This window comes from Streptomyces sp. NBC_01016, assembly GCF_026341035.1.
Taxonomy (GTDB): domain Bacteria; phylum Actinomycetota; class Actinomycetes; order Streptomycetales; family Streptomycetaceae; genus Streptomyces.
Window position 1 is genome coordinate 2,388,625 of record NZ_JAPEOQ010000001.1, and the last position, 26,881, is coordinate 2,415,505.

General features: G+C 70.7%; 22 protein-coding genes. 9 read left to right on the forward strand and 13 right to left on the reverse strand.

All coding sequences use genetic code 11. The annotated features are described in order from the left end of the window. Window positions 1-14 precede the first annotated feature (14 nt). The 4 genes from OG746_RS11235 to OG746_RS11250 all read right to left on the reverse strand — a co-directional run bounded on the left by OG746_RS11235 (window position 15) and on the right by OG746_RS11250 (window position 3,455). On the reverse strand, window positions 15-1,130 hold the full coding sequence (locus OG746_RS11235; protein ID WP_266718868.1) for a HAMP domain-containing sensor histidine kinase: 1,116 nt from the start codon (window positions 1,128-1,130) through the stop codon (window positions 15-17). A 23-nt stretch (window positions 1,131-1,153) separates the two neighbouring features. After that, complete coding sequence (locus OG746_RS11240) at window positions 1,154-1,891, reverse strand: response regulator transcription factor (protein ID WP_266714016.1); 738 nt, start codon at window positions 1,889-1,891, stop codon at window positions 1,154-1,156. Between the two features lie 94 nt (window positions 1,892-1,985). After that, a complete protein-coding gene (locus OG746_RS11245) occupies window positions 1,986-2,687 on the reverse strand; it encodes a spermine/spermidine synthase domain-containing protein (RefSeq protein ID WP_524540398.1) in 702 nt (233 codons plus the stop codon). Window positions 2,688-2,795: 108 nt separating this feature from the next. Further along, window positions 2,796-3,455, reverse strand: a complete 660-nt coding sequence (locus tag OG746_RS11250; RefSeq protein WP_266714020.1) for a GNAT family N-acetyltransferase — start codon at window positions 3,453-3,455, stop codon at window positions 2,796-2,798. 172 nt (window positions 3,456-3,627) lie between these two features. Here OG746_RS11250 and lon point away from each other — a divergent pair, with 172 nt between their 5' ends. After that, on the forward strand, window positions 3,628-6,048 hold the full coding sequence (gene lon, locus OG746_RS11255; protein ID WP_266714022.1) for an endopeptidase La: 2,421 nt from the start codon (window positions 3,628-3,630) through the stop codon (window positions 6,046-6,048). A gap of 100 nt (window positions 6,049-6,148) precedes the next feature. Here lon and OG746_RS11260 read toward each other — a convergent pair whose 3' ends face one another. Next, window positions 6,149-7,180, reverse strand: a complete 1,032-nt coding sequence (locus OG746_RS11260; RefSeq protein WP_266714024.1) for a helix-turn-helix transcriptional regulator — start codon at window positions 7,178-7,180, stop codon at window positions 6,149-6,151. 292 nt (window positions 7,181-7,472) lie between these two features. Here OG746_RS11260 and OG746_RS11265 point away from each other — a divergent pair, with 292 nt between their 5' ends. Next, window positions 7,473-10,232 (forward strand): M4 family metallopeptidase, encoded by a 2,760-nt coding sequence (locus tag OG746_RS11265; RefSeq protein ID WP_266714026.1) that lies wholly within the window; start codon window positions 7,473-7,475, stop codon window positions 10,230-10,232. A gap of 98 nt (window positions 10,233-10,330) precedes the next feature. On the opposite strand, the gene OG746_RS11270 is transcribed toward OG746_RS11265, so the two are convergent. Beyond that, a complete protein-coding gene (locus OG746_RS11270; protein ID WP_266714028.1) occupies window positions 10,331-11,173 on the reverse strand; it encodes a lysozyme in 843 nt (280 codons plus the stop codon). 211 nt (window positions 11,174-11,384) lie between these two features. Here OG746_RS11270 and OG746_RS11275 point away from each other — a divergent pair, with 211 nt between their 5' ends. After that, on the forward strand, window positions 11,385-11,885 hold the full coding sequence (locus OG746_RS11275; protein WP_371591021.1) for a MarR family winged helix-turn-helix transcriptional regulator: 501 nt from the start codon (window positions 11,385-11,387) through the stop codon (window positions 11,883-11,885). Window positions 11,886-11,936: 51 nt separating this feature from the next. On the opposite strand, the gene OG746_RS11280 is transcribed toward OG746_RS11275, so the two are convergent. Further along, window positions 11,937-12,746 (reverse strand): protein phosphatase 2C domain-containing protein, encoded by an 810-nt coding sequence (locus OG746_RS11280; RefSeq protein WP_266714030.1) that lies wholly within the window; start codon window positions 12,744-12,746, stop codon window positions 11,937-11,939. A gap of 390 nt (window positions 12,747-13,136) precedes the next feature. Between OG746_RS11280 and OG746_RS11285 the strand changes: the two genes are divergently transcribed. From OG746_RS11285 to OG746_RS11305, 5 genes are all read left to right on the forward strand, one after another. Continuing rightward, window positions 13,137-15,992: a sensor histidine kinase gene (locus OG746_RS11285; RefSeq protein WP_266714031.1), complete on the forward strand. Its 2,856-nt coding sequence runs from the start codon at window positions 13,137-13,139 to the stop codon at window positions 15,990-15,992. A gap of 35 nt (window positions 15,993-16,027) precedes the next feature. After that, complete coding sequence (locus tag OG746_RS11290) at window positions 16,028-16,495, forward strand: roadblock/LC7 domain-containing protein (protein ID WP_266714032.1); 468 nt, start codon at window positions 16,028-16,030, stop codon at window positions 16,493-16,495. After that, a complete protein-coding gene (locus OG746_RS11295) occupies window positions 16,492-16,950 on the forward strand; it encodes a DUF742 domain-containing protein (RefSeq protein WP_266714033.1) in 459 nt (152 codons plus the stop codon). The genes OG746_RS11290 and OG746_RS11295 overlap by 4 nt, the downstream gene beginning before the upstream one ends. After that, window positions 16,931-17,560 (forward strand): GTP-binding protein, encoded by a 630-nt coding sequence (locus tag OG746_RS11300; protein ID WP_266714034.1) that lies wholly within the window; start codon window positions 16,931-16,933, stop codon window positions 17,558-17,560. The genes OG746_RS11295 and OG746_RS11300 overlap by 20 nt, the downstream gene beginning before the upstream one ends. A gap of 76 nt (window positions 17,561-17,636) precedes the next feature. Further along, window positions 17,637-18,893 (forward strand): styrene monooxygenase/indole monooxygenase family protein, encoded by a 1,257-nt coding sequence (locus tag OG746_RS11305; protein ID WP_266714036.1) that lies wholly within the window; start codon window positions 17,637-17,639, stop codon window positions 18,891-18,893. Between the two features lie 477 nt (window positions 18,894-19,370). Here OG746_RS11305 and OG746_RS11310 read toward each other — a convergent pair whose 3' ends face one another. From OG746_RS11310 to OG746_RS11325, 4 genes are all read right to left on the reverse strand, one after another. After that, window positions 19,371-20,525 (reverse strand): C40 family peptidase, encoded by a 1,155-nt coding sequence (locus tag OG746_RS11310; protein ID WP_266714038.1) that lies wholly within the window; start codon window positions 20,523-20,525, stop codon window positions 19,371-19,373. Window positions 20,526-20,661: 136 nt separating this feature from the next. Further along, window positions 20,662-20,940 carry a DUF8847 domain-containing protein gene (locus OG746_RS11315; RefSeq protein WP_266714040.1) on the reverse strand — a complete coding sequence of 93 codons (279 nt, stop codon included), beginning with the start codon at window positions 20,938-20,940 and terminating at the stop codon, window positions 20,662-20,664. 70 nt (window positions 20,941-21,010) lie between these two features. Then, the gene (locus OG746_RS11320) at window positions 21,011-21,736 is read right to left on the reverse strand and encodes a TetR/AcrR family transcriptional regulator (protein ID WP_266714042.1); all 726 of its coding nucleotides are present in this window, start codon (window positions 21,734-21,736) and stop codon (window positions 21,011-21,013) included. Between the two features lie 35 nt (window positions 21,737-21,771). Beyond that, window positions 21,772-22,710, reverse strand: a complete 939-nt coding sequence (locus OG746_RS11325) for an AurF N-oxygenase family protein (protein WP_266714044.1) — start codon at window positions 22,708-22,710, stop codon at window positions 21,772-21,774. Window positions 22,711-22,878: 168 nt separating this feature from the next. Between OG746_RS11325 and OG746_RS11330 the strand changes: the two genes are divergently transcribed. Further along, complete coding sequence (locus OG746_RS11330; protein WP_266714046.1) at window positions 22,879-23,985, forward strand: ferritin-like domain-containing protein; 1,107 nt, start codon at window positions 22,879-22,881, stop codon at window positions 23,983-23,985. Between the two features lie 12 nt (window positions 23,986-23,997). Here OG746_RS11330 and OG746_RS11335 read toward each other — a convergent pair whose 3' ends face one another. Both OG746_RS11335 and OG746_RS11340 read right to left on the reverse strand, forming a co-directional pair. Then, window positions 23,998-25,470: a peptidoglycan D,D-transpeptidase FtsI family protein gene (locus OG746_RS11335; RefSeq protein WP_266714048.1), complete on the reverse strand. Its 1,473-nt coding sequence runs from the start codon at window positions 25,468-25,470 to the stop codon at window positions 23,998-24,000. After that, complete coding sequence (locus OG746_RS11340) at window positions 25,467-26,879, reverse strand: FtsW/RodA/SpoVE family cell cycle protein (RefSeq protein WP_266714050.1); 1,413 nt, start codon at window positions 26,877-26,879, stop codon at window positions 25,467-25,469. Before OG746_RS11340 ends, OG746_RS11335 begins: the two co-directional genes overlap by 4 nt. Between the last annotated feature and the right edge of the window lie 2 nt (window positions 26,880-26,881).

Here is a 26,881-nt window from a genome sequence, read left to right on the forward strand (position 1 = left end):
ACCGAAACCCTACGTCAACTTTGCGTTCCGGACTCTCCCGGAAGTGTGACCTTGATCCGGCAGCCCCGCTCGGATTCGGCCACCCGGATCTGTCCGCCGTGCAGTTCCACGGCCCAGCGGGCGATGGCGAGGCCGAGGCCCGTGCCGCCGTCGCCCTTGCCCTTGTCGCTGCCGGAGTCGGCGTCGCCCCGGTTGAAGCGCTCGAAGACCTTGTGCCACTCGGACTGCGGGATGCCGGGGCCCTCGTCGAGCACTTCGAGGTCGAGCGACTCGGGGTAGGGGCCGCGCCGGGCGAGCACGGTGACGCGGCCGTGCTGCGGGGAGTGCTTCACCGCGTTGTCGATGAGGTTCGCGACGACCTGGTGGATGCGCTCCGGGTCGGCGTGCGCCGTCAGCTCGGGCGGCGAGACATCGAGGTGCAGATGGACGTCCGTACGCGTATGGGTGCCGGAGCCCGAGGCGATTCCGGCGCGCTGGGAGACCGCCATGTTGGCCTCCTTCAGGACGCCCGACAGATACGGCCAGACCTCGAAGCGGCGCGTCTTCAGCGGCACGACGCCGTTGTCCAGGCGGGACAGGTCGAGCAGCGTGTCGACGAGGCGGCCGAGCCGCTCCGTCTGTTTGAGCGCGGTGCGCATCGTCTCGGGGTCGGGGGACATCACCCCGTCGACGACGTTCTCCAGGACCGCGCGCAGGCCCGCGATGGGCGTGCGCAGCTCGTGCGACACATTGGCCACGAGCTCCTTGCGCTGCTGGTCCTGGGCCGCCAGCTCGTCGGCCATGCGGTTGATGGTGACCGCGAGGTCACCGATCTCGTCGCGCCGGCCCGCGCCGCGCACCCGGCGCGAGTAGTCGCCGTTGGAGATGAACCGGGCGACCGTGTTCATCTCGTCGAGCGGGGCCGTCAGCGAGTGCGCCACGAACTGCGTGATCAGCAGCGTGGCGATGATCGAGAACACCGTGATGAAGCGCAGCTCCGTCGCCGTGTACATCGCCACCATGAGCAGGCCCGTGGTGATGAAGACGGAGACGACGACGAGCGTGCCGAGCTTCGCCTTGACGGAGAAGGGGCGCAGACCGCCGGACGCCCACTGAGGGTTGAACGGCGGCCGGTGCGGCCGCCCGCCCACTGCCCGGTTCCGGTCCCCGCCGCTCACGGGTTCGGCGTCTCCAGTGCGTAGCCCACGCCGTGCACGGTGCGGATGCGCTCCGCGCCGATCTTCCGGCGCAGCGCCTTGATGTGGCTGTCGACGGTGCGGGTGCCCGAGGCGTCCGCCCAGTCCCACACCTCGGCGAGCAGCTGCTCACGGGAGAGGACCGCGCGCGGCGTGTTCGCCAGGCACACGAGGAGGTCGAACTCGGTGGGAGTGAGGTGTACGTCCTCGCTCCTGACCCGCACGCGGCGCTGCGCGTGGTCGATCTCCAGCTCGCCGAGCCGCAGTATGCCGCTGCGCGGTGTCGTGGCGGCCAGCGCGGCCCGCTCGACCCGGCGCAGCAGCACGTGCACGCGCGCCGCGAGTTCCCGCATGGAGAACGGCTTGGTCATGTAGTCGTCGGCGCCGACGCCGAGCCCCACCAGCATGTCCGTCTCGTCGTCGCGCGCGGTCAGCATCATGACCGGCACCGGCCGCTGGGCCTGCACGCGGCGGCAGACCTCGAGGCCGTCGAAGCCGGGCAGCATGATGTCGAGGATCAGCAGGTCGGGCTGCCAGGCCTCGGCCGTGTCCACCGCCGCCGGGCCGTCCTGCGCGGTTTGCACGAGGAATCCCTCGGCGCGCAGTCGGGCGGCGATGGCGTCGACGATCGTCGGATCATCCTCGACGACCAGGACCCGTCGTTGGGCTCCCTGGGTCGTCGTGGTGGTGTTGTGGGAGGTGTGTGTCTGCTCCATCGCCCCGCCCCTGAATGCGCGCCGTCGTGACGCGCTTGACGCTTGAATGATCTGGGTTTCGGACGTCAGCGTACGGGGAGTTACCGCCGGTCGGCTACGTGGGCCTCAGGGCGAGGTGCACCACGTCAGGGACGCCCCGGACAACCGGGATCTCTTCGGTGCGCACCGCCTGGAAACCGGCATTCCGCAAGGTTTCTTCGAAATTTGCTGACGGCTGTGCGGACCATACGGCGAGAACCCCGCCCGGGTCGAGTCGGTCCTTGCAGGCGGCGAGGCCGGAGGGTCCGTAAAGGGTGTCGTTGTCCTCGGTGACGGTCCAGTCCGGACCGTTGTCGATGTCGAGGCAGAGCGCGTCGTAGGTGTCCGTCGCCGTGTGCAGGTGCCGTACGAGGTCGGCCTCGACGATGTCGGTACGAGGGTCGGCGAGGGCCTCTGCGGACAGCTCGCGCAGCGGGCCTTGCCGGTGCCAGTCGATGATCGCGGGCTCCCGCTCGACGACCGTGATGCGGCCCCAGCGCGGGTCGGCGGCGGCGTGCGCGAGGGAGAAGCCGACGCCGAGACCACCGATGAGGACACGCGGCTTCTGCGGCTTCTTTCGATCACCGAGGGCCGCGAGCGCCGAGTCGATGAGACGCCGCTCGGAGCGACCGTCGGAGGTGTCCATCAGGAACGTGCCGTTGGCGATGATCTGGAGCAGGTCGCCGTGACGGCGCAGGACCACCTCACCGAAGGGGCCTTCGCGGCGATCGAGGACGACGGGTGGACCGGGGTGGTGCAGGGTCGTCATGGCCGCCATTGTGGCCGACGAGGTGGGTGACCCGCGGGCATTTTCTGTGGCCCACGTCTCACATGGCGCTCGTCACAGAGGGTGAACCGAACCAGGCCACGCAGTGCCACAACTGCTTTATGTGCCCACGTACTTCGCGTTCGTCAGGGGCGCCTCGATGTGCCAGCCCACCGACTCGTAGAGGAACCGGCCCTCCGGGGTGCACGCCAGGACCGCACGGGTTGCGCCCTGGGTGTGGGCCACTGACTGGAGCGTGGCCATGACCACGCGGCCGAGGCCCTTGCGGCGGTGGTGTTCCGAGGTTTCGATCTGGTCGACGACCGCGCTCGCGCCGGTCGGGGCGATCTGGCCGCGCGCCGCGAACGCGCCCGTGGTGTCGGTGAGCAGGACCCGGGTGACGCCGGCGCGGGTCCAGATGTGCCGGATGTAGCCGCTGGGGGCAGGCGGCGCGGTGGCCGGGGTCAGTTCCGTCGACATCAGGAAGTCGTCCGACCCGTATGGCTCCCATTCAGGGCCGAGCCACGGCAGTACCCGCTCCGGGTCCGCGAAGACCTTGAGGTGCGTGCCGCGTCCGCGCGTGGACTCGGCCACCTTGCGCACGACCTCCTCGCGCACGGCGTCGTTCGTGGCGCCGATGACGTGCCGGCTCACGTGCTCTGGCAGGCCCACATGAATCGTGTAACCCCAGGGCTCGACGAGTGGGGGAGCGGCGCCGCGCGAGGCGATCCAGCCGTCGATCCAGTTCCGTACGAGTTCCTCGCCCGTCACCGTCGTCATGTCCGCACGCACCCTTCGGCGTAAGACCCGCGTTGGCCCAGTAGGTATTACATATGCCATGCCGCCAGGGTCGGAAGGCGTGATCGCTGACAGCGAACGGGTGGGGCGGAACATCTGAAGGCTCCCGGGCATTGAGTCCATGTAACTCAACTTGACTGCCAAAGGGGAGATCATGGCTTCGACGTCCACACCGCTCACCCTGCCCGTGCTGCCGCTCGACGACGAGGTCGTGCTGCCCGGAATGGTGGTGCCCCTGGACCTCAGCGACACCGACGTACGAGCCGCGGTGGAGGCCGCGCAGGCCGCCGCGCGTACTGGACCCAGCAAGCCGAAGGTGCTGCTTGTTCCACGCATCGACGGGACGTACGCGAACACCGGCGTGCTCGGCACCGTCGAGCAGGTCGGCCGCCTCGCCGACGGCGACCCCGGCGCGCTGATCCGCGGCGTCGGCCGCGTACGCATCGGCGCCGGCACGACCGGGCCCGGCGCCGCCCTATGGGTGGAGGGCCTGACCATCGAGGAGGAAGTGCCGGACCCGCTGCCGGGTGCCGTCACCGAACTCGTCAAGGAGTACAAGGCGCTCGCCACGAACTGGCTGAAGAAGCGCGGCGCCTGGCAGGTCGTGGACCGCGTCCAGGCCATCGACGACGTCTCCGCGCTCGCCGACAACTCCGGTTACTCGCCGTTCCTCACCACCGCCCAGAAGGTCGAGCTGCTCGAGGCCGCCGACCCGGTGGAGCGGCTGAAGCTCGCCACCGGCCACCTGCGCGACCACCTCGCCGAGCAGGACGTCGCCGAGTCCATCGCCAAGGACGTACAGGAAGGCGTCGACAAGCAGCAGCGCGAGTTCCTGCTGCGGCGCCAGCTCGACGCCGTGCGCAAGGAGCTGCGCGACCTGAACGGGGAGTCGGAGGGCGAGGAGTCCGACGACTACCGCACCCGCGTCGAGGCCGCCGACCTCCCGGAGAAGGTCCGCGAGGCCGCCCTCAAGGAGGTCGAGAAGCTGGAGCGGGCCAGCGACCAGTCGCCCGAGGGGTCGTGGATCCGGACCTGGCTCGACACTGTCCTCGAACTGCCGTGGAACGAGCGGACCGAGGACGAGTACGACATCCAGGGCGCCCGCGCCGTCCTCGACGCCGAGCACGCGGGCCTGGACGACGTGAAGGAGCGGATCACCGAGTACCTGGCCGTGCGCAAGCGCCGCGCGGACCGCGGCCTCGGCGTCGTCGGCGGGCGTCGCGGAGGCGCCGTGCTCGCGCTCGTCGGCCCGCCCGGCGTCGGCAAGACCTCGCTCGGCGAGTCCGTCGCGCACTCGATGGGCCGTAAGTTCGTCCGCGTCGCGCTCGGCGGCGTACGGGACGAGGCGGAGATCCGGGGCCACCGGCGTACGTACGTGGGCGCCCTGCCGGGCCGCATCGTGCGCGCCATCAAGGAGGCCGGGTCGATGAACCCGGTGGTCCTCCTCGACGAGGTCGACAAGGTGGGCTCCGACTTCCGCGGCGACCCGGCCGCGGCCCTGCTCGAAGTCCTCGACCCGGCCCAGAACCACACCTTCAGGGACCACTACCTGGAGGTCGAACTGGACCTGAGTGATGTGGTGTTCCTCGCCACCGCGAACGTTCTGGAGGCCATCCCGGAGGCCCTCCTCGACCGTATGGAACTCGTGCGTCTCGACGGCTACACCGAGGACGAGAAGATCGTCATCGCCCGCGACCACCTGGTCCCGCGCCAGCTGGACCGCGCGGGGCTCGCGGCCGACGAGGTCACCATCGGCGACGACGCGCTGCGCAAGCTGGCCGGCGAGTACACGCGTGAGGCCGGCGTACGCAACCTGGAGCGGTCCGTGACGCGGGTGCTGCGCAAGGTCGCCGCGCAGCACGAACTGGGCGAGCGGGAGCTGCCGTTCACCGTCGGCGAGGGTGATCTGCGTTCGCTGATCGGGCGACCGCACCACGTGCCGGAGTCGGCGCAGGACCCGGCCGAGCGGCGCACGTCCGTGCCGGGCGTGGCGACCGGGCTCGCGGTCACCGGGGCCGGTGGTGACGTGCTCTTCGTGGAGGCGTCGCTCGCCGACCCGGAGACGGGTGCGGCGGGTCTGACCCTCACCGGTCAGCTGGGCGACGTCATGAAGGAGTCGGCGCAGATCGCGCTCTCCTTCCTGCGCTCGCACGGCGCCGAACTGGAGCTGCCCGTCGCCGACCTGAAGGAGCGCGGTGCGCACATCCACTTCCCGGCGGGCGCGGTCCCGAAGGACGGGCCGAGCGCGGGCGTCACGATGACGACGGCGCTCGCGTCGCTGCTGAGCGGCCGCCTTGTCCGTACGGATGTGGCGATGACCGGTGAGGTGTCCCTGACCGGGCGCGTTCTCCCCATCGGCGGCGTCAAGCAGAAGCTGCTGGCCGCGCACCGGGCCGGGATCACGACCGTCATCATCCCGAAGCGGAACGAGGCGGACCTGGACGATGTCCCGGCGGAGGTGCTGGAGAAGTTGGAGGTGCACCCGGTGAACGATGTGCGGCAGGTGTTGGAGCTGGCGTTGGCGCCGGCGGAAGTGGCGGAAGTGGCGGATGTGGCGGTGCCGGTGGCCGCGTGAGCCTGCGACGGGGCTGGGGTCTCGGGGCGCTGCCCCGGGCCCCGCTGGCTCTCGTCCAAAGAGCGGGCTTGAATGGCCCCGGGCGCCGCCGTCTCTCGCGCTAAGAGGGGCTTGATTGCGTCAGCCAGCCCCTGAGCGTCGCCCGCACCCCCGCCTGAAAGCGCGTCTGCGCGTTCAGCATCGTCATCAGGCGGGTGATGCGGCGCCGCACCGTGTGGACGTGGACGTCCAGGCGGCGGGCGATCGCCTCGTCCTTGAGGCCAGAGGCGAGGAGGGTCAGCAGTTCGCGGTCCTCGTCCGTGATCTCGTCGGGGGAGTCCGCGCCGATCGGCACCGCCCGCTCCCACACCGCGTCGAAGAGGGGGACGAGGGCGTGGCTCAGGAGGGAGTCGCTGACGACGAGTGCCGAGGCCGTCGGGTCCGCCGCGTCCGTCGGCGGGAGCAGGGTCACCCTGCGGTCCACCGTGAAGAGCTTCGTCGGCAGGTCCTTGCCCACCCGGATCTGAACGCCCTGCGTGGCAAGGTCGTTGAGGCCCCGGGCGCGCCCCGGGAAGGTGAGGCCCTCCCGGTCCACCACCACCCGCACCCGCGCCCCGCGCCGTACGGGGGCCGCCACGTCGAGCGGTGTCGGCATGCCGTCCGGCTGGCTCGAGGCGTACGGCGGGCGGTCGAGCAGTGCCACTTCCGTGGTGGCGGAGGCCAGCATCGCCGCGACGCGCTCCGCGATGGCCCGGCCGCCGCGCACCGTCTCGATGCCCATCGCCCGGACGTCCCCCGGCGTGGCGGTCAGTAACCCGGCCGCCAGCCGGTCCACCGCCCCCGTCAGGTCCTCCAACTCGGCCGAGCGGCGCAGCAGTTCCGCCTGGTGCCGGTGGATCAGGTTGCGCAGCGCCGTGGCGGGCGGCACCGCGAGCGGGAGGGCGGCGCCGCGCGGCGACGGCAGCGTGCAGCCGCGCTCCGCGAGGTGGTCGAGGGCGTCCGCGACGCGGCGCGCGGGCAGCCCGGTCGCGCGGGCGAGCGCCGCCCGCGAGGCGAAGTCACCGGCGCCGAGCAGCGCTTCGTAGACCCTCAACTCGCTCTCGCCGAGGCCGAGGGCCTGCCACTGCGCGTCGTCGTGCCCAGCCGATGTCACCAGGGGATTTTCGGTTGATCCGTGCAGGCCACACAAGTGGGCACGTACACAAGTCGGCACCTGGAACGCATTGTTCGCACACCCGCTCCGGTACTTGCATGGCCGCATCCGATATCCGTTCACGCGTCAGTGACACCGGAGGGGCACCGTGCGGAGTGCAGCACGCAGGAGATCAGGCAGATCCGGCAGCGGATCAGGCACAGCAGGCGGGTCAGGCAGATCGGGGCAGAGGAGCGGCGGTATATCCGTCGGTCAGGGCGTCGCGGCGCTGCTCGCCGTCGCCGGACTGCTGGTGACCGGGGTGCCGGCCGCCCAGGCGGCCACCGCCGCCGCGGCCGACGACACGTCCGTGGTGGCGGGGACCGACACGGACACCCCGGCCCTCGTGACCGACCTGAACGAGCAGGCCACCGCCACCGGCAGCGCCGCCGACGCCGCGCGCGGTCATCTCAAGGCGAAGAAGAGCCGGTACCACATCGCGGACACGTCGTCGAAGGATCTGACGACCGTCAGCACGCGGAGCGAGGGCGGTCGGGAGACCGTTCGGCTCCAGCAGAAGTACCAGGGCGTCACGGTGCTCGGCGGCGAGTACGTCGTCCGGATGGAGAAGAAGGGCGGCGAGCGGACCGTCACCGGTACCTCCGGCAAGTACTTCACCGAGCTGAAGCTCGCCACGGTCGACCCGAAGGTGTCCGAGAAGACCGCCGTCCAGCGCGCGATCGCCGCCGTCACCACGCAGCTCGGCGGCGGCACGCTGCGCGCCCCCGCCAAGGGCGACAAGGCCGGGGCGAAGAACCTCACCGGCAAGGCCACCGGCGTCACGATCCTCCCGCAGGGCTCCGGCGTGCTCACCCGGCACATCACCGTCACCGGCGTCAGCCCCGCCGACGGCTCGCCGGTCAAGCAAGAGGTCTACGTCGACGCCCGCTCCGGCTTCCCGCTGCTGCAGTACAGCGGCATCAAGACGTTCGGCGCCACGGGCACGGCGACCGGCGCCACCGACGAGGCGCCCACGGACGGGGACGCGGCCACCACCGCCGCCGACCAGCTCGTCGTCAAGGGCACCGGCACCCGCTACAACGGCCAGAAGACCGAGGTGAACCTGTACAAGGACACCAAGGGCGTCTACCAGATGATCGACTACGGCAGGCGGGCCGCCGACTCCCCGTACGCGGGCCCCATGCTGTCGACCTACGACGCCCGCGGCCGCGAGGTCGCCTCCGCGTCCGGCGTCTGGCCCACCGGCATCAAGACGTTCCAGTCGGACACCCCCGAGCTCGGCGAGGACTTCACCAACTCCGGTGCGATCGACGCCCATTGGGCGGCCGGCAAGGTCTACGACTACTACAAGAACCACTTCGGCCGCGCCGGTCTCGACGGCAAGGACGGCTACATCTACTCCCTGGTCGGCGTGACGCAGAACGGCGGCCCGTACAACAACGCCTTCTGGGACGGCACCAAGATGGTGTACGGCCAGGGCGGCGGCGACTACCGCACGTTCTCCGCCGACACCGACGTCGTCGGCCACGAGATGACCCACGGCGTCGTCGAGCACACCGCGAACCTCGTCTACGCGGGCCAGTCCGGCGCCATGAACGAGGGCCTCGCCGACTACTTCGGCAACGCCATCGACCTTGAGGCCAACGGCCAGTCCATGGACGATCCGGACGCCGGTCTGCTCGGCGAGGACCTCTGCACCACGCTCGCCCCGCGCGACTGCGCGCTGCGCGATCTCAACGACGGCAAGACCACGTCGAAGGACTTCATCGGCGTCACCTACCGCGGTGACAACGGCGGCGTGCACCTCAACTCGACGATCTTCTCCGGCGCCCTGTGGGACATCCGCCAGGACCTCGGCGGCGACCTCGCCGACAAGATCGTCTACCGTGCCCTGTCCGCGTACATGACCCCGCTCGACGGCTTCACCGAGGGCCGCGCCGCGGTCGTCGCCGCCGCGCAGGAACTGGGCGTCACCAAGGCCCAGTTGAAGACGGTCAAGACCTCCTTCGACGCCCACGGCATCGTCCCCGGCTGGGAGAAGGCGCTCGGCGTCGACACGGACACGATCCTGTCCAAGGTCAACATCTACAACACCGGAGTCGGCGCGGGCGGCGGCAAGTACGCCGTCTCGAACTCCAACGAGGACGGCAGCGAGCCGTACTCGGTGTGGCTCGGCAACACCTCCGGCAAGGGCACACCCCAGCTGATGAGCGCCAACAACGGTGACTACAACGTCTACGCGGACACCGACGGCAAGACCGTGGTGTGGGCCGACTACAGCAGCACGGGCATCAGGATCATGGCCCGGCCGGTCAAGGGCGGTGTCGCGAAGCAGGTCGACGGCATCGGCAGCGACGTCTCCGGGCTCGTCGTGGACGGCGACTATGTCGCCTACACCGCGTTCAACCCGCAGTTCGGCGTCACGAACGTCCGGTACGTCAACATGAAGACCGGGGAGGCCGGCCTGGTCGACGGCGGCCGTCCCTACAACGTCTCGGGCCTGGCCTCCATCAAGGACGGCAAGATCGCCTACGCCAAGGTCGCCCCCGACGCGAGCGGCAACTACACGGTCGGCGTCGAGGTCTTCGACGGGGCGACCGGCGCCAAGACGGCGATGCCCGTCACCGACGCCACCAAGACGGTGGGCATCGGCCAGACCGCGATCACCGACGACGGCGTGTTCTGGATCGAGGACAACGACGGCACCGACACCGGCCAGGCCGCGGTGCGCCGCGCGGGCCTCGACGGCAAGAACCCGCTCACCCTCACCCCGGAGTCCGGCGACGGCTCGCTCTACGCCTACTCGCTGACGGCCTCGGACGACGCGGTCAGCGTCACCACGCTGCCGCCGGCCACGGACTGGGCCAACGACACGCTGCCGAAGCTGGTCCAGGTGGCCCCCGACGGCAAGGGCGGCGCGCAGCGCGTCTCCTGCAACCGCGGCGACCAGGCGTACGCCGCCGCCGACGAGGGGCAGCGCGTCCTGTGGCTCGACGGCACCACCGGCTACACGAATCTCGTGAAGCGGGACAGGCCGGCCGGCAAGTGCTGACCGGACCCACCTGAACGAGGCGGCGGCCGGACTCCCGGAGGGGGGAAGCCCGGCCGCCGTCTGCTCGTCTGCTTGTCTGTTCGTCTGTTCTTGAGGACTCAGCCGTTGGCGAGTGCCACGACGCGGTCGAGCGCGCCGTTGAACTTGTTGTGGTCGCCGACCGTCGGACCGGTCGACGTGTACTGCCACATGGTCTGGTAGCCCCAGCCGGCCGGCAGTGTGCCGACGGTGGAGGCGTAGCGGGCGATCCACAGCGGGTTGTTGGCGGCGAAGCCGCTGTAGTTGCCCGTGCACTGGGTCCACCAGCTGGTCGCCGTGTAGATGACGGCGTTGCGTCCCGTGCGGGCCTTGTACTGGTTCAGGAAGTCCCGGATCCAGGTCACCATGCCGCTCTGCGTCTTCCCGAAGCAGGCGGCGCCGTACGGGTTCCACTCGATGTCGAGCGCGCCCGGCAGCGTCTTGCCGTCCTTGGACCAGCCGCCCCCGTGGTCCACGAAGTAGTTGGCCTGGGCGGCGCCGCCCGAGCCGTCGGGCGTCGCGAAGTGGTACGCGCCGCGGACCATGCCCACGTTGTACGCACCGTTGTACTGCTGCGCGAAGTACGGGTTCGTGTAGGACGTGCCCTCGGTGGCCTTGGTGTAGGCCCAGCGCACGCCGCTGTTCCAGAGCGTCGACCAGGCCACGTTGCCCTGGTGGCTGGAGACGTCGACGCCCTCGGTCTGCGTGGCGGCGATGCCGTTGGTGGGCGGCAGGGAACCGACGCCGTCGTGTTCGGCGACCCCCATGCCCATGTGGGCCTCGCCGCGCGCGGGGACGTCGGCGGCCTGGGCCGCGCCCGGCAGGGCAAGGAGAAGGGAGAGCGCCGCGAGCAGGGTGCCGGTGATTCCGAGGCGGGTGCTGCTGCGTCTGCGGCGGGTGATGACAGGTCTGTGCACGGGCATGAGCGGCCTCCGAGTACGACGTGGGGTGACGTGCGGTGGCGCCGGTGCGCTTGATGGTGTGTGCATGCCATGACTGGCAGCGGTGAAAACGCTACGCACGTAGACCCGCGGTGGGAAGAGGGGTCGGTGTGTGCCGTTGGTCTACTCCTGCGAAATACTGGTGGAACTGCGGTGATGACCGTGGTGGGCGAAAACTTTCAGAGGTGCTGACGTGGGCGAAGACGGAAACGGCGGGCGGCGGAGCGCGGAAACCGAACCGCGACCCGCTGCCGCGCCGACGGCTGTGGACGGCGAGTTCCTCGCCCTGGAACGCGAGTTGACCGTCTTCCTGCGCCGGGCCCGGGCCAATTCCGGCGAGATGGCCCGCGAGGTCCACCCCGACCTGGAGCCGGCCGCGTACGGGCTGCTCGTGCGCCTGGAGGAGTGCGGGGCGCAGCGGGCCACCGAGCTCGCCGGGTACATCGGCGTCGGCAAGGCGACGATGAGCCGCCAGCTGCGGGCCCTGGAGGAACTCGGTTTCCTCGACCGCGAGCCGGATCCCGCGGACGGGCGGGCGTGGCTGGTCTCGCTCACCGAGCTCGGGCGCGAGCACTTCGGGCGTGTACGGGATGCTCGGCGCATGCGGTACGTGCGGCAGTTGGACGGGTGGGATCGGCGTGAGGTCGCGGAGTTGGCGAGGTTGTTGCACCAGTTGAATGCCGGCGCCGAATAGTCTTGCGGGACCGGCGTTGCGGTTGCGGGGCTCTGCCCCGGACCCCGCGCCTCAATCGCCGGCGGGGCTTGAATGTAGCTCCACGTACGCCACCGTCGCGTCGTCATGGGTCTTGCTGCGGCGCAGAAACGTGCGGGTCTCCGCGTCCGCGTCCTCCAGGGCACGGACCCGCGACACCACCGCCTCCGCGCCCTCCTTGCGTACGAGGGTGAACAGGTCCGTCCAGTCGCCCTCGTGGAACTTCTCCACCCAGCGCGTCACGCCGTCCGTCATCGCGGCGAGCGCCCGCACCCCGGACCGGGGAAGCGTGCCGGTCACCGCGCGTCGCGCCACCGACGGATCCGCGGCGGCCGTGAAGAAGCCGCCCTCCTTGTTGCGCACCGTGGCGTCGGCCACCTCGTTCGAGACGAGGTTGGCGCGCGGGACCCGGTCGAGGCGCTCGTCGAGCAGCGGCGTGACCGTGCCGTCGGGGGCCTCGACGAGCAACGCCGAGTCGGAGAGCACCAGATGCTCCACCTGCTCCGCGTCCCAGCGGGCGAGTACGACGGTCGCCTGCGGAGTGCGCGGGTGAGAAAGGTCACAGGTGTCCCGATGGGCGTCGGCGGTCCGGGCGATCGCCGCGCCGAGCACGTCGGCCAGGCTCAGATCGCGCCGCGAAACGGACAGTTCGGCCAGCGCGCCGCCGAGGTGGGCGGCGAACCACGGGACGGAGTGCCGGCAGCCGACGTCGGCCGCCGGGGGAGTGACCCCGTCGAGGACGACGAGTGATCCACCGTGCCCTGCGGCCGGTGCGGCCATCGATACGTAGTCCTCGTTCGGTCGCTCGGCGGCGCCCGGCTCGGTGGTCAGTTCGATGCGCATGCGGTCAGTCTGCATGAGGCACCCTCACGGAGCGGTGCCACGCCGCGAGTTGGGCCGAGCCGTTCCGTAGGGATTCCGTGCAGATCCCGCAGCGGCCCGAAGGAGCCCCTGAGCGCCGGGTTTGCGCGGAATGATCACTTCCGTCGGGGGTGTGGCGGGGCATCCTGCCAAAGGCCGCCGAAGACGTCCAACCCGCGCGCGGTTGACGGAGGGTGATCGTGACACGGGAACTTGCTCCCCAACTCCCGCTCGATGTTCACTCCTTCGGGTGGCGGGCGAGGTGATGGGCGCCCCCTGCTCACCGGCACTGGAAGGGTCGGGGGCCAGGCCAGGAGGGTCACGAGTGTTGACGCAGCGTCACCCGGACCCATGGGGTAGGACGAGTCAGGAATGCGAGCATCAGTGGGGAACACCTCCGGCGGTAATGGGGCCAGTGGGCTGGGTGTGTCGGGTGATGTCGACCCAGGCCAGGCGCCCGAGGTGAGCCGCACGGGTTCCGGCCGGGGCAAGCGTGCCCGGGTCCGCAACCGCTTGATCGTGGCGGTGGCCGTGGTCGCCGCGGCCGTCGTCGGCGCCGGGGCACCGGTGCTCGTCGGCGCCTCCGACCGCGTGGGCGAATCGCAGACCCTCGTCGACGACGCCCAGCAGACACAGCGCTCGCTCGCCCTGTCGCACGCGCTCGCGGACGAGCGGGACGAGGTCACCCGCTTCATCGCCGCCGGCCGGTCCAAGGGGCAGGGCCTGAGCGAGGAGCGCGGGGCCCGCGTCGACCGGCAGGTCGACGAGCTGCGCGTGGACGCGCCGACCGCGCTGCGCCGCACCCTCGACGACGTCGCCGCCGTGCGCCGCTCCGCCCTCACCGGCAAGGGCTCCGCCCTGGAGGCGCACACCGCGTACTCGCGCTCCATCGGTGAACTGCACGCGCGCGCCGAGGATCTGGCCGAGCGCATACCCGTGCGCGCGGGCTCCGGGGCCTACGCCCTCGCGGACCTGGACCGCGCCGTCGAGCAGGCGTCCGCCGCGCGCGGCCTGCTGCTCGCCGCGCTCACCGTGCCGCGCACCACGACCACGGAGGTCGACCCGGCGACCGGCCTGCGCGAGGCGGTCGTCGGCGAGTCCTCCGCCGCCCGCGGCCAGCGCGACGCCCTGAGCGCCGCGGGCCAGCGGGCCAGGGTCCGTGAGCAGGCCGCGCTCGAAGACTTCCACGACTCGGGGACGACCGCGGCGGTCACCGCGTACGACTCCACCGTCACGGGCCCGGACGCCACGCGCGCCGAGGCGTATCTGAAGAACCTCGCCGACGCCCCGACGCTGAGCGCGAGCGAGCTCCGCTACGACGAGAAGAGCGTCGACGCCGCCCTCACCGCCCGCATTGACCTCATGCGGGGCGCGGAGGCCGCGCTGGGGGACCAGCGGGTCAAGCGCCTGGAGCAGCTGCGCGACGACGACGTGACGGCGCTCGAGATCCGGATCGCGCTCGTCGGCGTCTGTCTGCTCGCCGCCGTCGGCGTGGCCATGGGGACGGCCCGCTCGCTGACCCGGCCGCTCGCCGCGCTGCGGATCGGCTCCGCGCGCGTCGCGGGCGACCCCGCCGCCGAGGACCCGGTCAAGTTCACCGGCCGCAACGACGAGTTCGCCCAGGTCGTCGACTCGATCAACGCCCTGCACGCGCACGCCGTGGGGCTGCACGGGCGCATCGGCACCCTGGAGTCCGACCGCAAGCACCTCGTCGGCGAGCGCCAGCGGATGGCGGACGACCGGGACCGGCTGCGCGGCGAACTCGCCGACACCGCCCGGAAGCTGGACCGGGTCAAGCACTCGATCCACGGGACGTTCGTCAATCTGGCGCTGCGCACCCTCGGGCTCGTCGAGCGGCAACTGGGCATCATCGAGGGCCTGGAGGAGCGCGAGCAGGACCCGGACCGGCTCGCCACGCTCTACAAGCTCGACCACTCCGCCACCGTCATGCGGCGGCACAGCGAGAACCTCCTGGTCCTCGCGGGCACCGAGCGCGGACCGCAGCACGGCGGCTCCGTGGCGCTCGTCGACATGGTGCGCGCCGCCGTCTCCGAGATCGAGCGCTACGAGCGGGTGCGCATCGCCGCGCTGCCGCCGCACGCGCACCTCGCCGGGTTCGCCGCAGACGACCTCAGCCACCTCATCGCCGAACTCCTGGAGAACGCCACGTCGTTCTCGCCGCCGGACGCCTCCGTCGAGGTCTCCGGCTGGCTCCTGGAGAGCGGCTCGGTCATGCTCTCCGTCCAGGACGAGGGCATAGGGATGACCGAGGAGCGGATGCGCGAGCTGAACACGCGGCTCTCGTCCTTCACCGCCGAGGAGGCGCACGACCCCGAGGACGTCGACGGGTTCGGGCTCGGCCTCTACGTCGTCGCGCGGCTCGCCGTGCGGCACGGGGTGCGCGTGCGGCTGCGCGAGCAGAAGCAGGGCGGGGTGGCGGCGGTCGCCGTGCTGCCCGCCTCGCTCTTCGCCGCCGCGCCCGCCGCGTCGGTGCCGCCCGCCGTCCTGGTGCCCGGCGCCGCGCCCGCGGTCCGTCTCGCGGGTTCCGAGGCGGAGGCCAACTCCAATGAGCTGTACGGGCGTACGGAGCCGGAGCACGTGCTCCCGGCGTACGGTGACCCGCTGATCGAGGCGGCCGAGCAGGCCGTGCGCGAGTCCACCGATTCGCTCGACTCGACCGACTCCACGGATTCCGTCGATTCGGTCGAGCCGCCCGTGGAGATCCCTGCGGAGACCCCCGCGGAGACGACCATGGCGCTGAGCACGCCGGTCCCGCCGGAGCCGACCCCCGAGCCCGAAGCGGAGCGGGCCCCGGAGCCCGAGCCGGCCCCCGAGCCCGTCGCCGAGGTGCCGCACCCGCGCGCGCCGCATGACGAGCACGGTGAGTACGACGAGCACGACAGGCCCGCCGGACACCCCGAGCTGCTCGACCAACAGCTCGTACCGGAGTCCGCACCGGAGCCCGCGCCCGAGCCCGCCCCGGAGCCCGAACCGGCCGAGCGCGTCACCGCCAAGGGCCTGCCCAAGCGCACGCCGAAGGTGGCCGCCCCCGCCTCCGCCCCGAAGCCGCGCACCGGTTCCGTGGACGCGGAAGCGCTGCGCCGCAAGCTCGGCGGGTTCCACCGCGGCGCCACCGCAGGGCGTCGTGACGTGACGGCGGAGTTCGCCGAGAACCCTGGACGTAGAAGTGAAAATGAGGGGGACACAGCCGAGGAGGCAAGCAGTTGACTGCGCCCACCCCTGCACTCAACGGACTAAAGGGAATGAACGGTCTCAGTAGCGAGGCACGCAATCTTCACTGGCTGCTGACCGACCTGGTCGGGGAGGTGTCAGGACTGCAGTCCGTCGCGGTCGTCTCGTCCGACGGGTTGCTCCTGCTCTCCTCCGACCCGGGTCGGCACGACGCGGCCCCGGCGACGGACCCGAGCACGGGCCCCAAAGGGTCGAGCGCCGACCTGGCGGCCATCGTGGCCGGGCTGGGTTCGCTGACCATCGGCGCCGCCAAGCTGATGGACGGCGGAGGCATCAAGCAGACGATGGTCGCGATGGACGAGGGAAGCCTCTTCGTCATGTCGATCAGCGACGGCTCGCTGCTCGGCGTGCACGCCGCCGCGGACTGCGACATGGGTGTCATCGCGTACCACATGGCGCTCTTCGTCGGCCGTGCCGGGCACGTCCTGACGCCCGAACTCCGCAGCGAGCTGCGCCAGTCGATGGAGGCCACCCGATGACCCCCGGCACTTCAGGCAGTGCACACAGTACGAACGGCACGAGCAGGGCGTTCGGCGCGAGCAGGCTGCCCGTGCGCGGTGGGGACCGCAGGCCCGCCCGCGTGCGCCCCTACTCGCTGACCGGCGGCCGCACCCGCTTCGGCCATGTGCTGCTCGTGGAGACGTTCATCTCCAGCACGGCGGCGATCGAGGGTCCTGAGGACCGCCCCGAGCTGGGCAAGGGCGGGCTCGCCGGCGTCATGCCGGAGATGCGCGCCATCGTCGCGCTGTGCCGCCGCATGCGGACGGTCGCCGAGATCGCCGCGCTGCTGAAGATGCCGCTCGGTGTGGTGCGCGTGCTGCTCAGCGACCTCGCCGACCAGGGAAAGATCCGTGTATACGGAACAGGCCACGGACCCGGACAGCCGGACCGGGCGCTCCTCGAAAGGGTGTTGAGTGGACTCCGCCGCCTCTGAACTGCTCGGCGAACTGCCCATAGAAGAAGAGCAGTTGCAGGCCTGGCAGACAGACAAGACCCGGGCCCCCGTCGCCACGAAGATCATCGTGGCGGGCGGCTTCGGCGTCGGCAAGACGACCCTGGTGTCGGCCGTGTCCGAGATCCAGCCCCTCGAGACCGAGGCGCTGATGACCCGGGCGAGCGAGGAGACCGACGACCTCACCGCGACGCCGGGCAAGTCCACGACCACGGTCGCCATGGACTTCGGCCGCATCACGCTCGACGACGACCTGGTCCTGTACCTGTTCGGCACGCCGGGGCAGCAGCGGTTCTGGTTCATGTGGGACGACCTGGTGCGCGGCGCGATCGGCGCGGTCGTGCTCGCCGACACCCGCCGCCTGAAGGACTGCTTCCCGGCGCTCGACTACTTCGAGAGCTGCGGACTTCCCTACGTCGTGGCCGTCAACCACTTCGACGGTACGGCGGAGTTCGCGCCCGACGACGTACGGGAGGCGCTCACCGTGCCGCCGCACGTACCGGTGCTCATCATGGACGCGCGGCGCCGCATCGCGGCGATCGAGACGCTCCTGGCGCTGGTCGGCCACGCCCTGGACGCGACCCCCGAGTAGTCGCCCGGCACCGTGCCCGCATAGTGGTCAAGCCCCGCCCCCCACACATTAGTTACGGCAGTTAAGGCAGTCTCATATGTCGCGGAAGATACTCGTCGTGGGAGCCGGCCAGTCCGGCCTCCAGCTCGCCCTCGGCCTGCAGACCCAGGGGTTCGAGGTCACCCTGATGTCCAACCGCACCGCCGACGAGATCCGTTCCGGGCGGGTCATGTCGACGCAGTGCATGTTCCACACGGCGCTCCAGCACGAGCGTGACCTCCAGCTCAACTTCTGGGAGTCGCAGGCCCCGAGGATCGAGGGCCTCGGCGTCTCGGTGGCGGCCCCTGGCTCGCACGACCCGGGTCCGACGCAGCGCGCCATCGACTGGGTGGGCCGGCTCGACGGCTTCGCGCAGTCCGTCGACCAGCGCGTGAAGATGGCCGGCTGGATGGAGACGTTCGCGCAGCGCGGCGGGCAGCTCGTCATCCACGGCGCGGCGGTCTCCGACCTCGACTACTTCTCGCGCACGTACGACCTGGTGCTGGTCTCGGCGGGCAAGGGCGAGCTGGTCTCGATGTTCGGCCGGGACGCGTCGCGGTCCCCGTACACCGAGCCGCAGCGGGCCCTCGCCGTCGCCTACGTCCACGGGATGGGCGTCCGCCCCGAGCACCCGGAGTTCGACGCGGTGCGCTGCAACCTGGTGCCCGGCGTCGGCGAACTCTTCGTGATGCCCACGCTCACCACCTCCGGCCGCGCGGACATCCTCTTCTGGGAGGGCATCCCCGGCGGCCCGCTCGACGCCTTCAAGGGCATCAAGGACCCCTCCGAGCACCTGGCGCTCACGCTGGAGCTGATGGAGAAGTTCACGCCGTGGGAGTACGCGCGCGCCACGAAGGTCGAACTGACGGATGCGAACGGCACGTTGGCGGGTCGCTACGCCCCGACGGTCCGCAACCCCATCGGTCGCCTGCCCTCCGGCGGCGCGGTCCTCGGCGTCGCCGACGTGGTCGTCGCGAACGACCCGATCACCGGCCAGGGCTCCAACTCGGCCTCCAAGTGCGCCGCGTCGTACCTCGCCTCCATCGTCGAGCACGGTGACAAGCCGTTCGACGAGGAGTGGATGCAGTCGGCGTTCGACCGGTACTGGGAGACGGCGCAGCACGTCACGAAGTGGACGAACACGATGCTGCAGGCTCCGCCGGAGCACGTGCTCAACCTGATCGGTGCGGCCGGTCAGCTCCAGCCGGCCGCCGACCGCTTCGCGAACGGCTTCAACGACCCGTCCGACTTCGAGAACTTCTTCTACGACCCGGAGAAGACGGGGGCGTACCTGAACTCGCTCACGGGCGCGTAACCGCTCCGCGGGGCGGGGGATCGGTGCGGCGCCGTTCGCCGGGGCGGCGCGCTTCTGCGGTTTTCGAACGCCCGGTTCCCTCGCCCATCTCCCACCCGCCCGCCCCCTCCGGGGGCTCAGGCCCGAAGCCCCCACCCGGTCACGTGGGCCCGCCTCGCTTCGACCAAGCACGGCTCCCCCTTGCTGCAGTCGGCCTGCCCGCTCGGGGCGGACGCTTGCCGAGCCGACCGCCCATGTGAAACGGCTGACGTTGCTCCCTGGCGCAGCGCACCGATTGCGCCGGGCCTCGGCCGCCCGGTGCGGTGCCGGTACCCCGGCGGCCGAGGCCCTCGGAGGGGGCGGGTGGGTGGGAGGTGAGCAGGGAGGGAGGTGCCTGGCACGTATCGCCTGGCGCGTCGACCCCAGCAGGGCGCCGGTACCCGGCTCCGCGCAGCATGGCCCCGGTGCGGCCCACGGGCCCCGGGGGCCGCGCGACGCCTACCCGCCCCCCGGCGCCCCCGCCGCCCCGTACCCCGTGTCGGCCCCGGCCTTCGCGCCCTCGGGCAGGGTCGGGGGTCGGTAACCGGGCATCGGTGACGACCCCGGGTCCGGGCGGACCGCGCCGAGGAGGGGGTTCGCCGCGATGGGGGAGACCTTGACGCGGGCGCCGGGGCGCGGGGCTTGCACCACCATGCCGTCGCCCAGGTACATCGCCACGTGCGTGGCCTTGGGGAAGTAGATGACCAGGTCGCCGGGGCGCAGCTCCGACATGGGAACGCGCGGCAGCGAAGCCCACTGTTCCTGCGACGTCCGCGGAATCACCCGCCCCGCATGGGCCCACGCCTGCGACGTGAGGCCCGAGCAGTCGAAGGAGTCGGGCCCCTCCGCACCCCAGACGTACGGCTTGCCGATCTGGCGGACGGCGTAGGAGAGCGCCTCGTCGCCCGCCTTCGACGGCGCCCGCCCCGTCGAACTCAGCGCCCCGGACGCCATGAACGCCTGCTGCGCCCGCGTCGTCCCCTGCGCCTCCAGGCGCGCCACATCCGCGAGTTGGTCGGCGGTGAGGGAGGCGAGCAGCTGCTCGACCTCCTTCAGCCGGCCCTGTACCGCGTCCCGCTCCTTCTTCTGCCGCTCCGCGAGACGCAGCTGCTCGTCCAGCGCGCCCCGCGCCTTCGTCGCCAGAGTGTCGGCCTTCTTCTCCCGGCCCGTGAGCCGCTCGACGGTGGCCTGCCGCTCCCGCGCGGCCCGCCGCATCACATGGCCCTCGTCGAGCGCCCGCTGGGGGTCGCGGGCGAGGAGGAGCCGCAGGTACGGGGAGAACTCGCTGTGTCCCTGGTACTGCTCGCGTGCGAGTCGCCCCGCGTCGGTCCGGCTGCTGTGCAGCGACGACCGCGCGGCGGCCAGCTTCTTCGCGAGGTCGTCCGCCGATTTGCGGCGCTCCTTGAGCGCCTCCTCCGTCGCGTTGTACGTCTCCGTGGCCGCCTCGGCGTCCTGGTACAGGCGCTGGAGATCCGAGAGGAGGTCGGCGACGGAGCGCGTCCCGCCGGGCCCGGGGCGTGGCTCGGGACCGGGTGCCGCGCTCGCGGGCAGCGGCGTGAGCAGCGCTCCCGTGACGGCCACCGTGCACACCCACCGCACCAGCCTGCCTGACACCTGATCACCTCCGGTGCGGGGCAACCCCTGTGCCCCACACCGTGAACATGAACAGAAGGGCGGGCCGCCCACCCGTCGGGCTGCTCGCTTCGGCGCAACACCGCCACCCGTCCGGTGCCCTCCCGGCGAGCCGCCTTTACGCCTGCGGCGACCGGTTCCTCGACCACGGCCACTTGAGCGTCCGCTCGACCTTCCCGTCCGGCACGAACACGTAACGCCACCTCGCCACGAGCCGCACCCGCTTCCCGCCGGCCACGGCCTCCCGCAGGTACACGAGCACGGTGTCCTGGCCCCCGTCGGCGTCCGGCACCGGCACCTTGTACACCTTGGGCGGATTCCCGGTGGCGGTCACGAACACGGGCAGCACCCGACCGTCGAGGGGCCCGCCGACAAAGGGGAAATCTTCGCTCTTCACACCACCAGTGTCACGCAGAGCGGAGCACGGCCGTCATACAGAGCGGCGCACGGCCGTCCCACAGCGCGGCTCACAGCAGATGCCCCGCATCGCTCACCACCGGCAGTATCCGCCGCGCCAGTTCCCCCACGGGGCCCTCCGGCGACTCCAGCGCGAGCGCGTACCGCACTACGTCCGCGGTCTGCGGGTCCCGGCCCGCCGTCGCCGTCAGGACCGCCATGAACTGGTCGACGAGCCCGTCGCGCAGCTCGTCAAGCGGCGGCTGCTTGTCCTCGTCGAGCCAGATCAGGGAGGCCGCCTCCACCGCCGTGATCCACATGCGGACGGTCATCCGCAGGCGCCGCCCCGGTTCGGCCTGGCCGAGGTGGCTGAGGACGTGCTCGGCCGCGGCCCGCCGCACCCCGTCCACGATCGCCGTCGTACGGGAGGTCTCCACCACGCTGCCGCCCTGGAGCAGCGCCGCGAACCCCATGTCGTGCTGGTCGACGAAGCCCAGATAGCGGTCGAGCGCGCGGGTCAGGCGCGCGGTGAGCGGGCCCTCCGGGGGCTCCGCGAAGCAGTGCTCCAGATCGTCTGCCGCGGAGCGCAGCGCGGCCTCGTACAACTGCTGCTTGCCGCCCGGGAAGTAGCGGTAGACGAGCGGCCGGGACACCCCGGCGACCTCCGCCACGTCGTCGAGCGAGACCTCTTCCGGGGCCCGGTGCGCGAACAACGACAGCGCCGATTCGAGCAACTGCGCCCGCCGCACCTCGACGCTGAGCCGCTTATAGGCGGGCGTGCCGGTTGCCGAGGTCATGCTCCGAAGCGTAACCGGCACATCGAGCCCACCGGCTAGGCCAGAAGTCCCGAAGAGCGCCACATCTGCCGGCCGACGCCGCGCAGCACGCCGATGTCGTCGAGGAAGTCGGTCAGGCGCTTGGCCCCGGACTGCATGACCTCGCGGCGGTGGCCGCTGGCCTTGACCTGGGCCATGGCCTCCCTCTTGTCCAGGCCCACGTTCTCGTACACCTGGGGGTTGATGAACGCCACGGAGAAGACGCGGGCGAACTCACCCGAGGTGATCCGCGTGAACTCCTGCGACCAGCGCGGCGCCGTCACCATCTGGCGCCTCAACTCCTCGCGCGCGTACCGGACATGGCGTGCCTCCTCCACGACGTGGATACGCGTCACGCCGCGGATCAGCGTCTGCACGCGCTCGTCGGGGAACGTCAGCCGCTGCATCCAGTCGAGGACCTCCTCGCCGAGCAGCGTCGCCGTGAACGAACCGGGTGTGGTGGAGATGGTCTTGAAGAGCCGGCCCAGGTTGTGGTGGACCGGCGCCACCGGGTACCAGGGCGTCTCGCCGCGCGAGATCAGCCGCGCGAACATCTTCGAGTGCCGGCACTCGTCCTCGATCTCGGTCAGCGCGTAGCGCACGTGCGCGCTCGTCGCCGCCTTGTCGTAGACGTGCCGCACGAGCAGCTGCATCAGGATCAGCTCGAACCAGATGCCGAGCGAGGCCAGCGCCGCCGCCTCGTGCTGGGAGAGGGCGATCCGCTGCTCCTCGCCCATCCGCTTCCACAGCGGGGTGCCGTACAGGGACACCAGCTCGGGCGGCCAGAACCACTTGCCCTCCTCGAAGGGCGCGTCCCAGTCCAGCTCCTTGTCCGGGTCGAAGGAGTGCTTGGCGGAAGAGTCGAGCAGCCGCTCGGCCACCTGCTCCCGGTCCTTGAGCAGACCGAGCGCGTCGCGCAGTCCCGCCAGCGCGTCGGCTTCCGTCATGGTCGTCATGGCTGTCCCACCTCGTCGTACGGGAGTTGATCGAGCGATCGCGGGTTACTGGCGGTCACGCCCGCCTCGGTTCTTATGAGACTGCGCGTCAGCAAGCCCGTCAATCCCTTGCGCAGGACTCCGCACGACTTGTTGACCCCGCGTCTACCACCGTGTGAGCCTGCCAGCATGGCGACGCATGAGCTGTACACCAAGGCCCCCAACGGGTCCAACTGGCAAGTACCGTCCGCCAGTTCGGCTCGCCTCAGCTGGGAATACGACGACGGGCGCGACCGGCTCCTCTCGCTCTACCAAAAGGGCAAGGACAAGCAGTGGGACGGCGCCAAGCGCATCGACTGGGACCTGGAGGTCGACCCGTACGACCCCCTCGGCACCCCTGACGACGCGCTGGCCCTCTACAACACGCCCTACTGGGCGAAGATGACCGACAAGGACAAGGCCGAGCTGCGCAAGCACTCCGCCTCCTGGCAGTTCAGCCAGTTCCTGCACGGTGAACAGGGCGCGATGGTGTGTGCCGCGCGGATCGTCGAGTCCGTGCCCGACCTCGACGCCAAGTTCTACTCGGCGACGCAGACCATGGACGAGGCGCGGCACGCGGAGATCTACGGCCGCTTCCTGCACGAGAAGCTCGGGATGCTCTACCCGATCAACGACAACCTCCAGTCCCTGCTCGGCGACACCCTGCGCGACTCCCGCTGGGACATGCCGTACCTGGGCATGCAGGTCCTCATCGAGGGCCTGGCGCTCGCCGCGTTCGGCCTGCTCCGCGACACCACCGACAAGCCGCTGCCGAAGCAGATCCTCGCGTACGTGATGCAGGACGAGGCCCGGCACGTGGCCTTCGGGCGGATGGCGCTGCGCGACTACTACAAGCAGCTCACCGACGCCGAACTGCGCGAGCGCGAGGATTTCGTCATCGAGGGCTGCTACCTGATGCGCGACCGGCTGCGCGGCATCGAGGTCCTGGAGAACTTCGGCATCCCCAAGGCCGACGCGGAGAAGTACACGGAACAGTCCGAATTCCTGGCCATGTTCCGGCAGTTGCTGTTCTCGCGGATCGTCCCGTGCGTCAAGGACATCGGCCTGTGGGGCAAGCGCCTGCAACAGGCCTACGTCGACATGGGCGTCTTCGACATGGGCAACTCCAACCTCGACCAGCTCATGGCCCAGGACGAAGAAATCGCCGAACAACTCGACGCCCAACGCTTCGCGGCGGAGGAGCAGGAGCGGGTGGCGGAGGTGGAGCAGGCCGTGGAGGCGGGTAAGCCGACTTGATCAAGCCCCGGTTCAGCTGTCCGACGAGTCCAGAACCGCCTCCATCACCGACTTGGCGATCGGCGCCGCGCTGCCACCACCACTGATGTCGTCGCGGTTGGCGGAGGCGTCCTCGACGACCACCGCAACCGCCACCCCTGGCGTAGCCGCATCCTTCTCCTTGGCGTAGGAGATGAACCAGGCATACGGAGTGCCCTCGTTGTTCTCGCCGTGCTGCGCCGTCCCCGTCTTGCCCCCGACCGTCGCACCGGAGATCCGCGCCCCGGTGCCCGTTCCCTCGGAGACGACGTCCTCCATCATCTGCTGCAACTGCGTCGCCGTGTACGGGGACATGACCTGCTTGTAGGTGTCGCTGCCGGTCTCCGAGACCGTGTCGCCGTCGTTCGTCGTGGTCTTGTCGACGAGGTGCGGCTGCATCAGGGTGCCGCCGTTGGCGACGGCCGAGGACACCATCGCCATCTGCAGCGGCGTCGCGGCGGTGTCGTACTGGCCGATCGAGGAGAGCGCCAGCTGCGAGTCGTTCATGTCGGTGTCGAAGTTCGACTTGGCGGCGGCCATCGGGACCTTGATCCCGCTGTCGTTGAAGCCGAAGTTCTCCGACATCTTCACCATGTCCGAGAGCCCCGTCTTCACCCCCAGGTTGGCGAACACGGTGTTGCAGGAGACCCGCAGCGCGTACTCCAGCGTCGCGTCCGTGCAGGCGTCCGAGGCGGACTCGTTCGTCAGCTGGGTCGTCGTGCCCGGCAGGGTGTACGGGGACGGGGTGTCGGTCGACGCGTTGATGCCGTTCACCACGTTGTTCTCCAGGATCGCGGCCGCCGTGACCACCTTGAACGTGGAGCCCGGCGGGTACGTCTGGCGCAGCGCCCGGTTGAGCATCGGCTGCTCCTCGGACTTGTTCAGCTCGGCCCACGCCTCGGTCGAGGAGGAGTCGGTGCCGGCGATCCGCCCGGGGTCGTACGACGGGGTGGAGACCAGCGCCAGGATCTTCCCGGTCGACGGGTCGATCGCCGCGACCGCGCCCTTCTTGCCGCCGAGCCCGGAGTACGCGGCCTCCTGCGCACGGGCGTTGATGGTGGTCTTCACGTTGCCGCCGGGCTCCTGGGTGCGCGAGATCTCGTTCCAGAAGGGGACGGGGGACAGCATCGGGTCCGTGCCGGAGAGGATGTCGTCCTCGGCGCTCTCCACGAACGTCGTGCCGTACGTCTGCGAGGCGTAGCCGGTGACGGGCGCGTACAGCGGCCCGTTCTTGTACGTGCGTTCGTAGCGCAGCGACTCCCCGGTGTCCTTGGAGCCGGTGACCGACTTGCCCTGGACGAGGATGTCGCCGCGCGGCTGCCCGTAACGCTCGATCGTGGAGCGGCGGTTGGCCGAGTTGTCGTCGAGCTTGTCGGCCTGGAAGAACTGGATGCGGGCCGCGTTGATGAGCAGCGCGATCAGCAGGATCAGGCAGAAGACCGAGGCCCGGCGGATGTACTTGGTCACTTGGCGCCCTCCACGGGGTCCGGGGCGGTCCCGGGGGACTCGGGCAGCAGCTGGCTCCGGGCCCGGTCGCTGACCCGGATGATGATCGCGACGATGATCCAGTTGGTGACGAGGGACGAACCGCCCTGCGCGAGGAACGGCATCGCCATGCCGGTGAGCGGGATGAGTCCCATCACGCCGCCGGCGATGACGAAGACCTGCAGCGCGACGATCGAGGCGAGCCCGATGGAGAGCAGCCGGCCGAACGGATCGCGCAGCGCGAGCCCCGCCCGGTAGCCGCGCTCCACGAGCAGCGCGTACAGCAGGAAGATCGCGGTGAGCCCGGCGAGCCCCAGCTCCTCGCCGGCCGTCGCCAGGATGAAGTCCGACTTGGCGGCGAAGCCGATCAGGTTCGAGTGGCCGAGGCCGAGCCCGGTGCCGAGCATCCCGCCCGCCGCGAACGCGAACAGCGACTGCGCGAGCTGGCTGGCGCCCTGGCCCGCGTCGATGGAGGCGAAGGGGTGCAGCCAGTCCTCGACGCGGCTGTGCACATGCGGCTCGAAAGAGGCGACGATGACCGCGCCGACGGCCGCGAGCACGAGCCCGATGGCGATCCAGCTGCCGCGGCCCGACGCCACGTACAGCATGATCACGAACAGGCCGAAGAACAGCAGCGAGGTCCCGAGGTCCGTCTCCAGGACCAGCACTCCGACGGTCATCAGCCAGATCACCAGGATCGGCGCGAACACCCGCATCGTCGGCAGCTGGAACCGCCAGATCCGCTTGCCGGTGTACGCGAGGGCGTGCCGATTGGCCGCGAGATAGCTGGCGAAGAAGATCGCGAGCAGGATCTTGGCGAACTCGCCCGGCTGGATGGAGAAGCTGCCGATCTGGATCCAGATCCGGGCGCCGTTGATGGGCGGGAAGAAGATCGGAAGGATCATCAGGACCAGAGCCGTGACCACGCAGATGTACGCGTATCTCTGCAGCACCCGGTGGTCGCGCAGGAAGAGCACGGTGGCGATGAACAGGGCCACGCCGAGCGTCGACCAGATCAGCTGGGTGGGCGCCGCCTGGTCGCTCGGGGTCTCCAGGTCGAGCCGCCAGATCAGCACCAGGCCGAGCCCGTTGAGCAGCACGGCGATCGGCAGCACCAGCGGATCGGCGTACGGGGCGCGGAAGCGGACCACGAGGTGCGCGACGAGGGCGAGCGCCCCGAGCCCGGCGCCGTAGCTGAGCGCACCGCCCGGAACCCTGCTGTCCTTGGCGAGCCCGACGTCGATGTATCCGTAGACGCTGAGCAGCACGGCGACGACCAGCAGGGCCAGTTCGGTGCCCCGGCGCCGGGGGACGCGCACAGCGGGCACCGCGGAGGAGGCATTTGTTCGCGACGTACCCGATGTGCCCGACGTACCCGATGATCCGGTCATAC

What these genes read in the sequence shown, in the direction of transcription:
- OG746_RS11240 (WP_266714016.1), bottom strand. Translation starts at nt 1,891, where the DNA reads ATGGAGCAGACACACACCTCCCACAACACCACCACGACGACCCAGGGA.
- OG746_RS11245 (WP_524540398.1), bottom strand. Translation starts at nt 2,687, where the DNA reads ATGGCGGCCATGACGACCCTGCACCACCCCGGTCCACCCGTCGTCCTC.
- OG746_RS11250 (WP_266714020.1), bottom strand. Translation starts at nt 3,455, where the DNA reads ATGACGACGGTGACGGGCGAGGAACTCGTACGGAACTGGATCGACGGC.
- lon (WP_266714022.1), top strand. Translation starts at nt 3,628, where the DNA reads ATGGCTTCGACGTCCACACCGCTCACCCTGCCCGTGCTGCCGCTCGAC.
- OG746_RS11270 (WP_266714028.1), bottom strand. Translation starts at nt 11,173, where the DNA reads ATGCCCGTGCACAGACCTGTCATCACCCGCCGCAGACGCAGCAGCACC.
- OG746_RS11280 (WP_266714030.1), bottom strand. Translation starts at nt 12,746, where the DNA reads ATGCGCATCGAACTGACCACCGAGCCGGGCGCCGCCGAGCGACCGAAC.
- OG746_RS11285 (WP_266714031.1), top strand. Translation starts at nt 13,137, where the DNA reads ATGCGAGCATCAGTGGGGAACACCTCCGGCGGTAATGGGGCCAGTGGG.
- OG746_RS11290 (WP_266714032.1), top strand. Translation starts at nt 16,028, where the DNA reads ATGAACGGTCTCAGTAGCGAGGCACGCAATCTTCACTGGCTGCTGACC.
- OG746_RS11295 (WP_266714033.1), top strand. Translation starts at nt 16,492, where the DNA reads ATGACCCCCGGCACTTCAGGCAGTGCACACAGTACGAACGGCACGAGC.
- OG746_RS11305 (WP_266714036.1), top strand. Translation starts at nt 17,637, where the DNA reads ATGTCGCGGAAGATACTCGTCGTGGGAGCCGGCCAGTCCGGCCTCCAG.
- OG746_RS11320 (WP_266714042.1), bottom strand. Translation starts at nt 21,736, where the DNA reads ATGACCTCGGCAACCGGCACGCCCGCCTATAAGCGGCTCAGCGTCGAG.
- OG746_RS11325 (WP_266714044.1), bottom strand. Translation starts at nt 22,710, where the DNA reads ATGACGACCATGACGGAAGCCGACGCGCTGGCGGGACTGCGCGACGCG.
- OG746_RS11330 (WP_266714046.1), top strand. Translation starts at nt 22,879, where the DNA reads ATGGCGACGCATGAGCTGTACACCAAGGCCCCCAACGGGTCCAACTGG.
- OG746_RS11340 (WP_266714050.1), bottom strand. Translation starts at nt 26,879, where the DNA reads ATGACCGGATCATCGGGTACGTCGGGCACATCGGGTACGTCGCGAACA.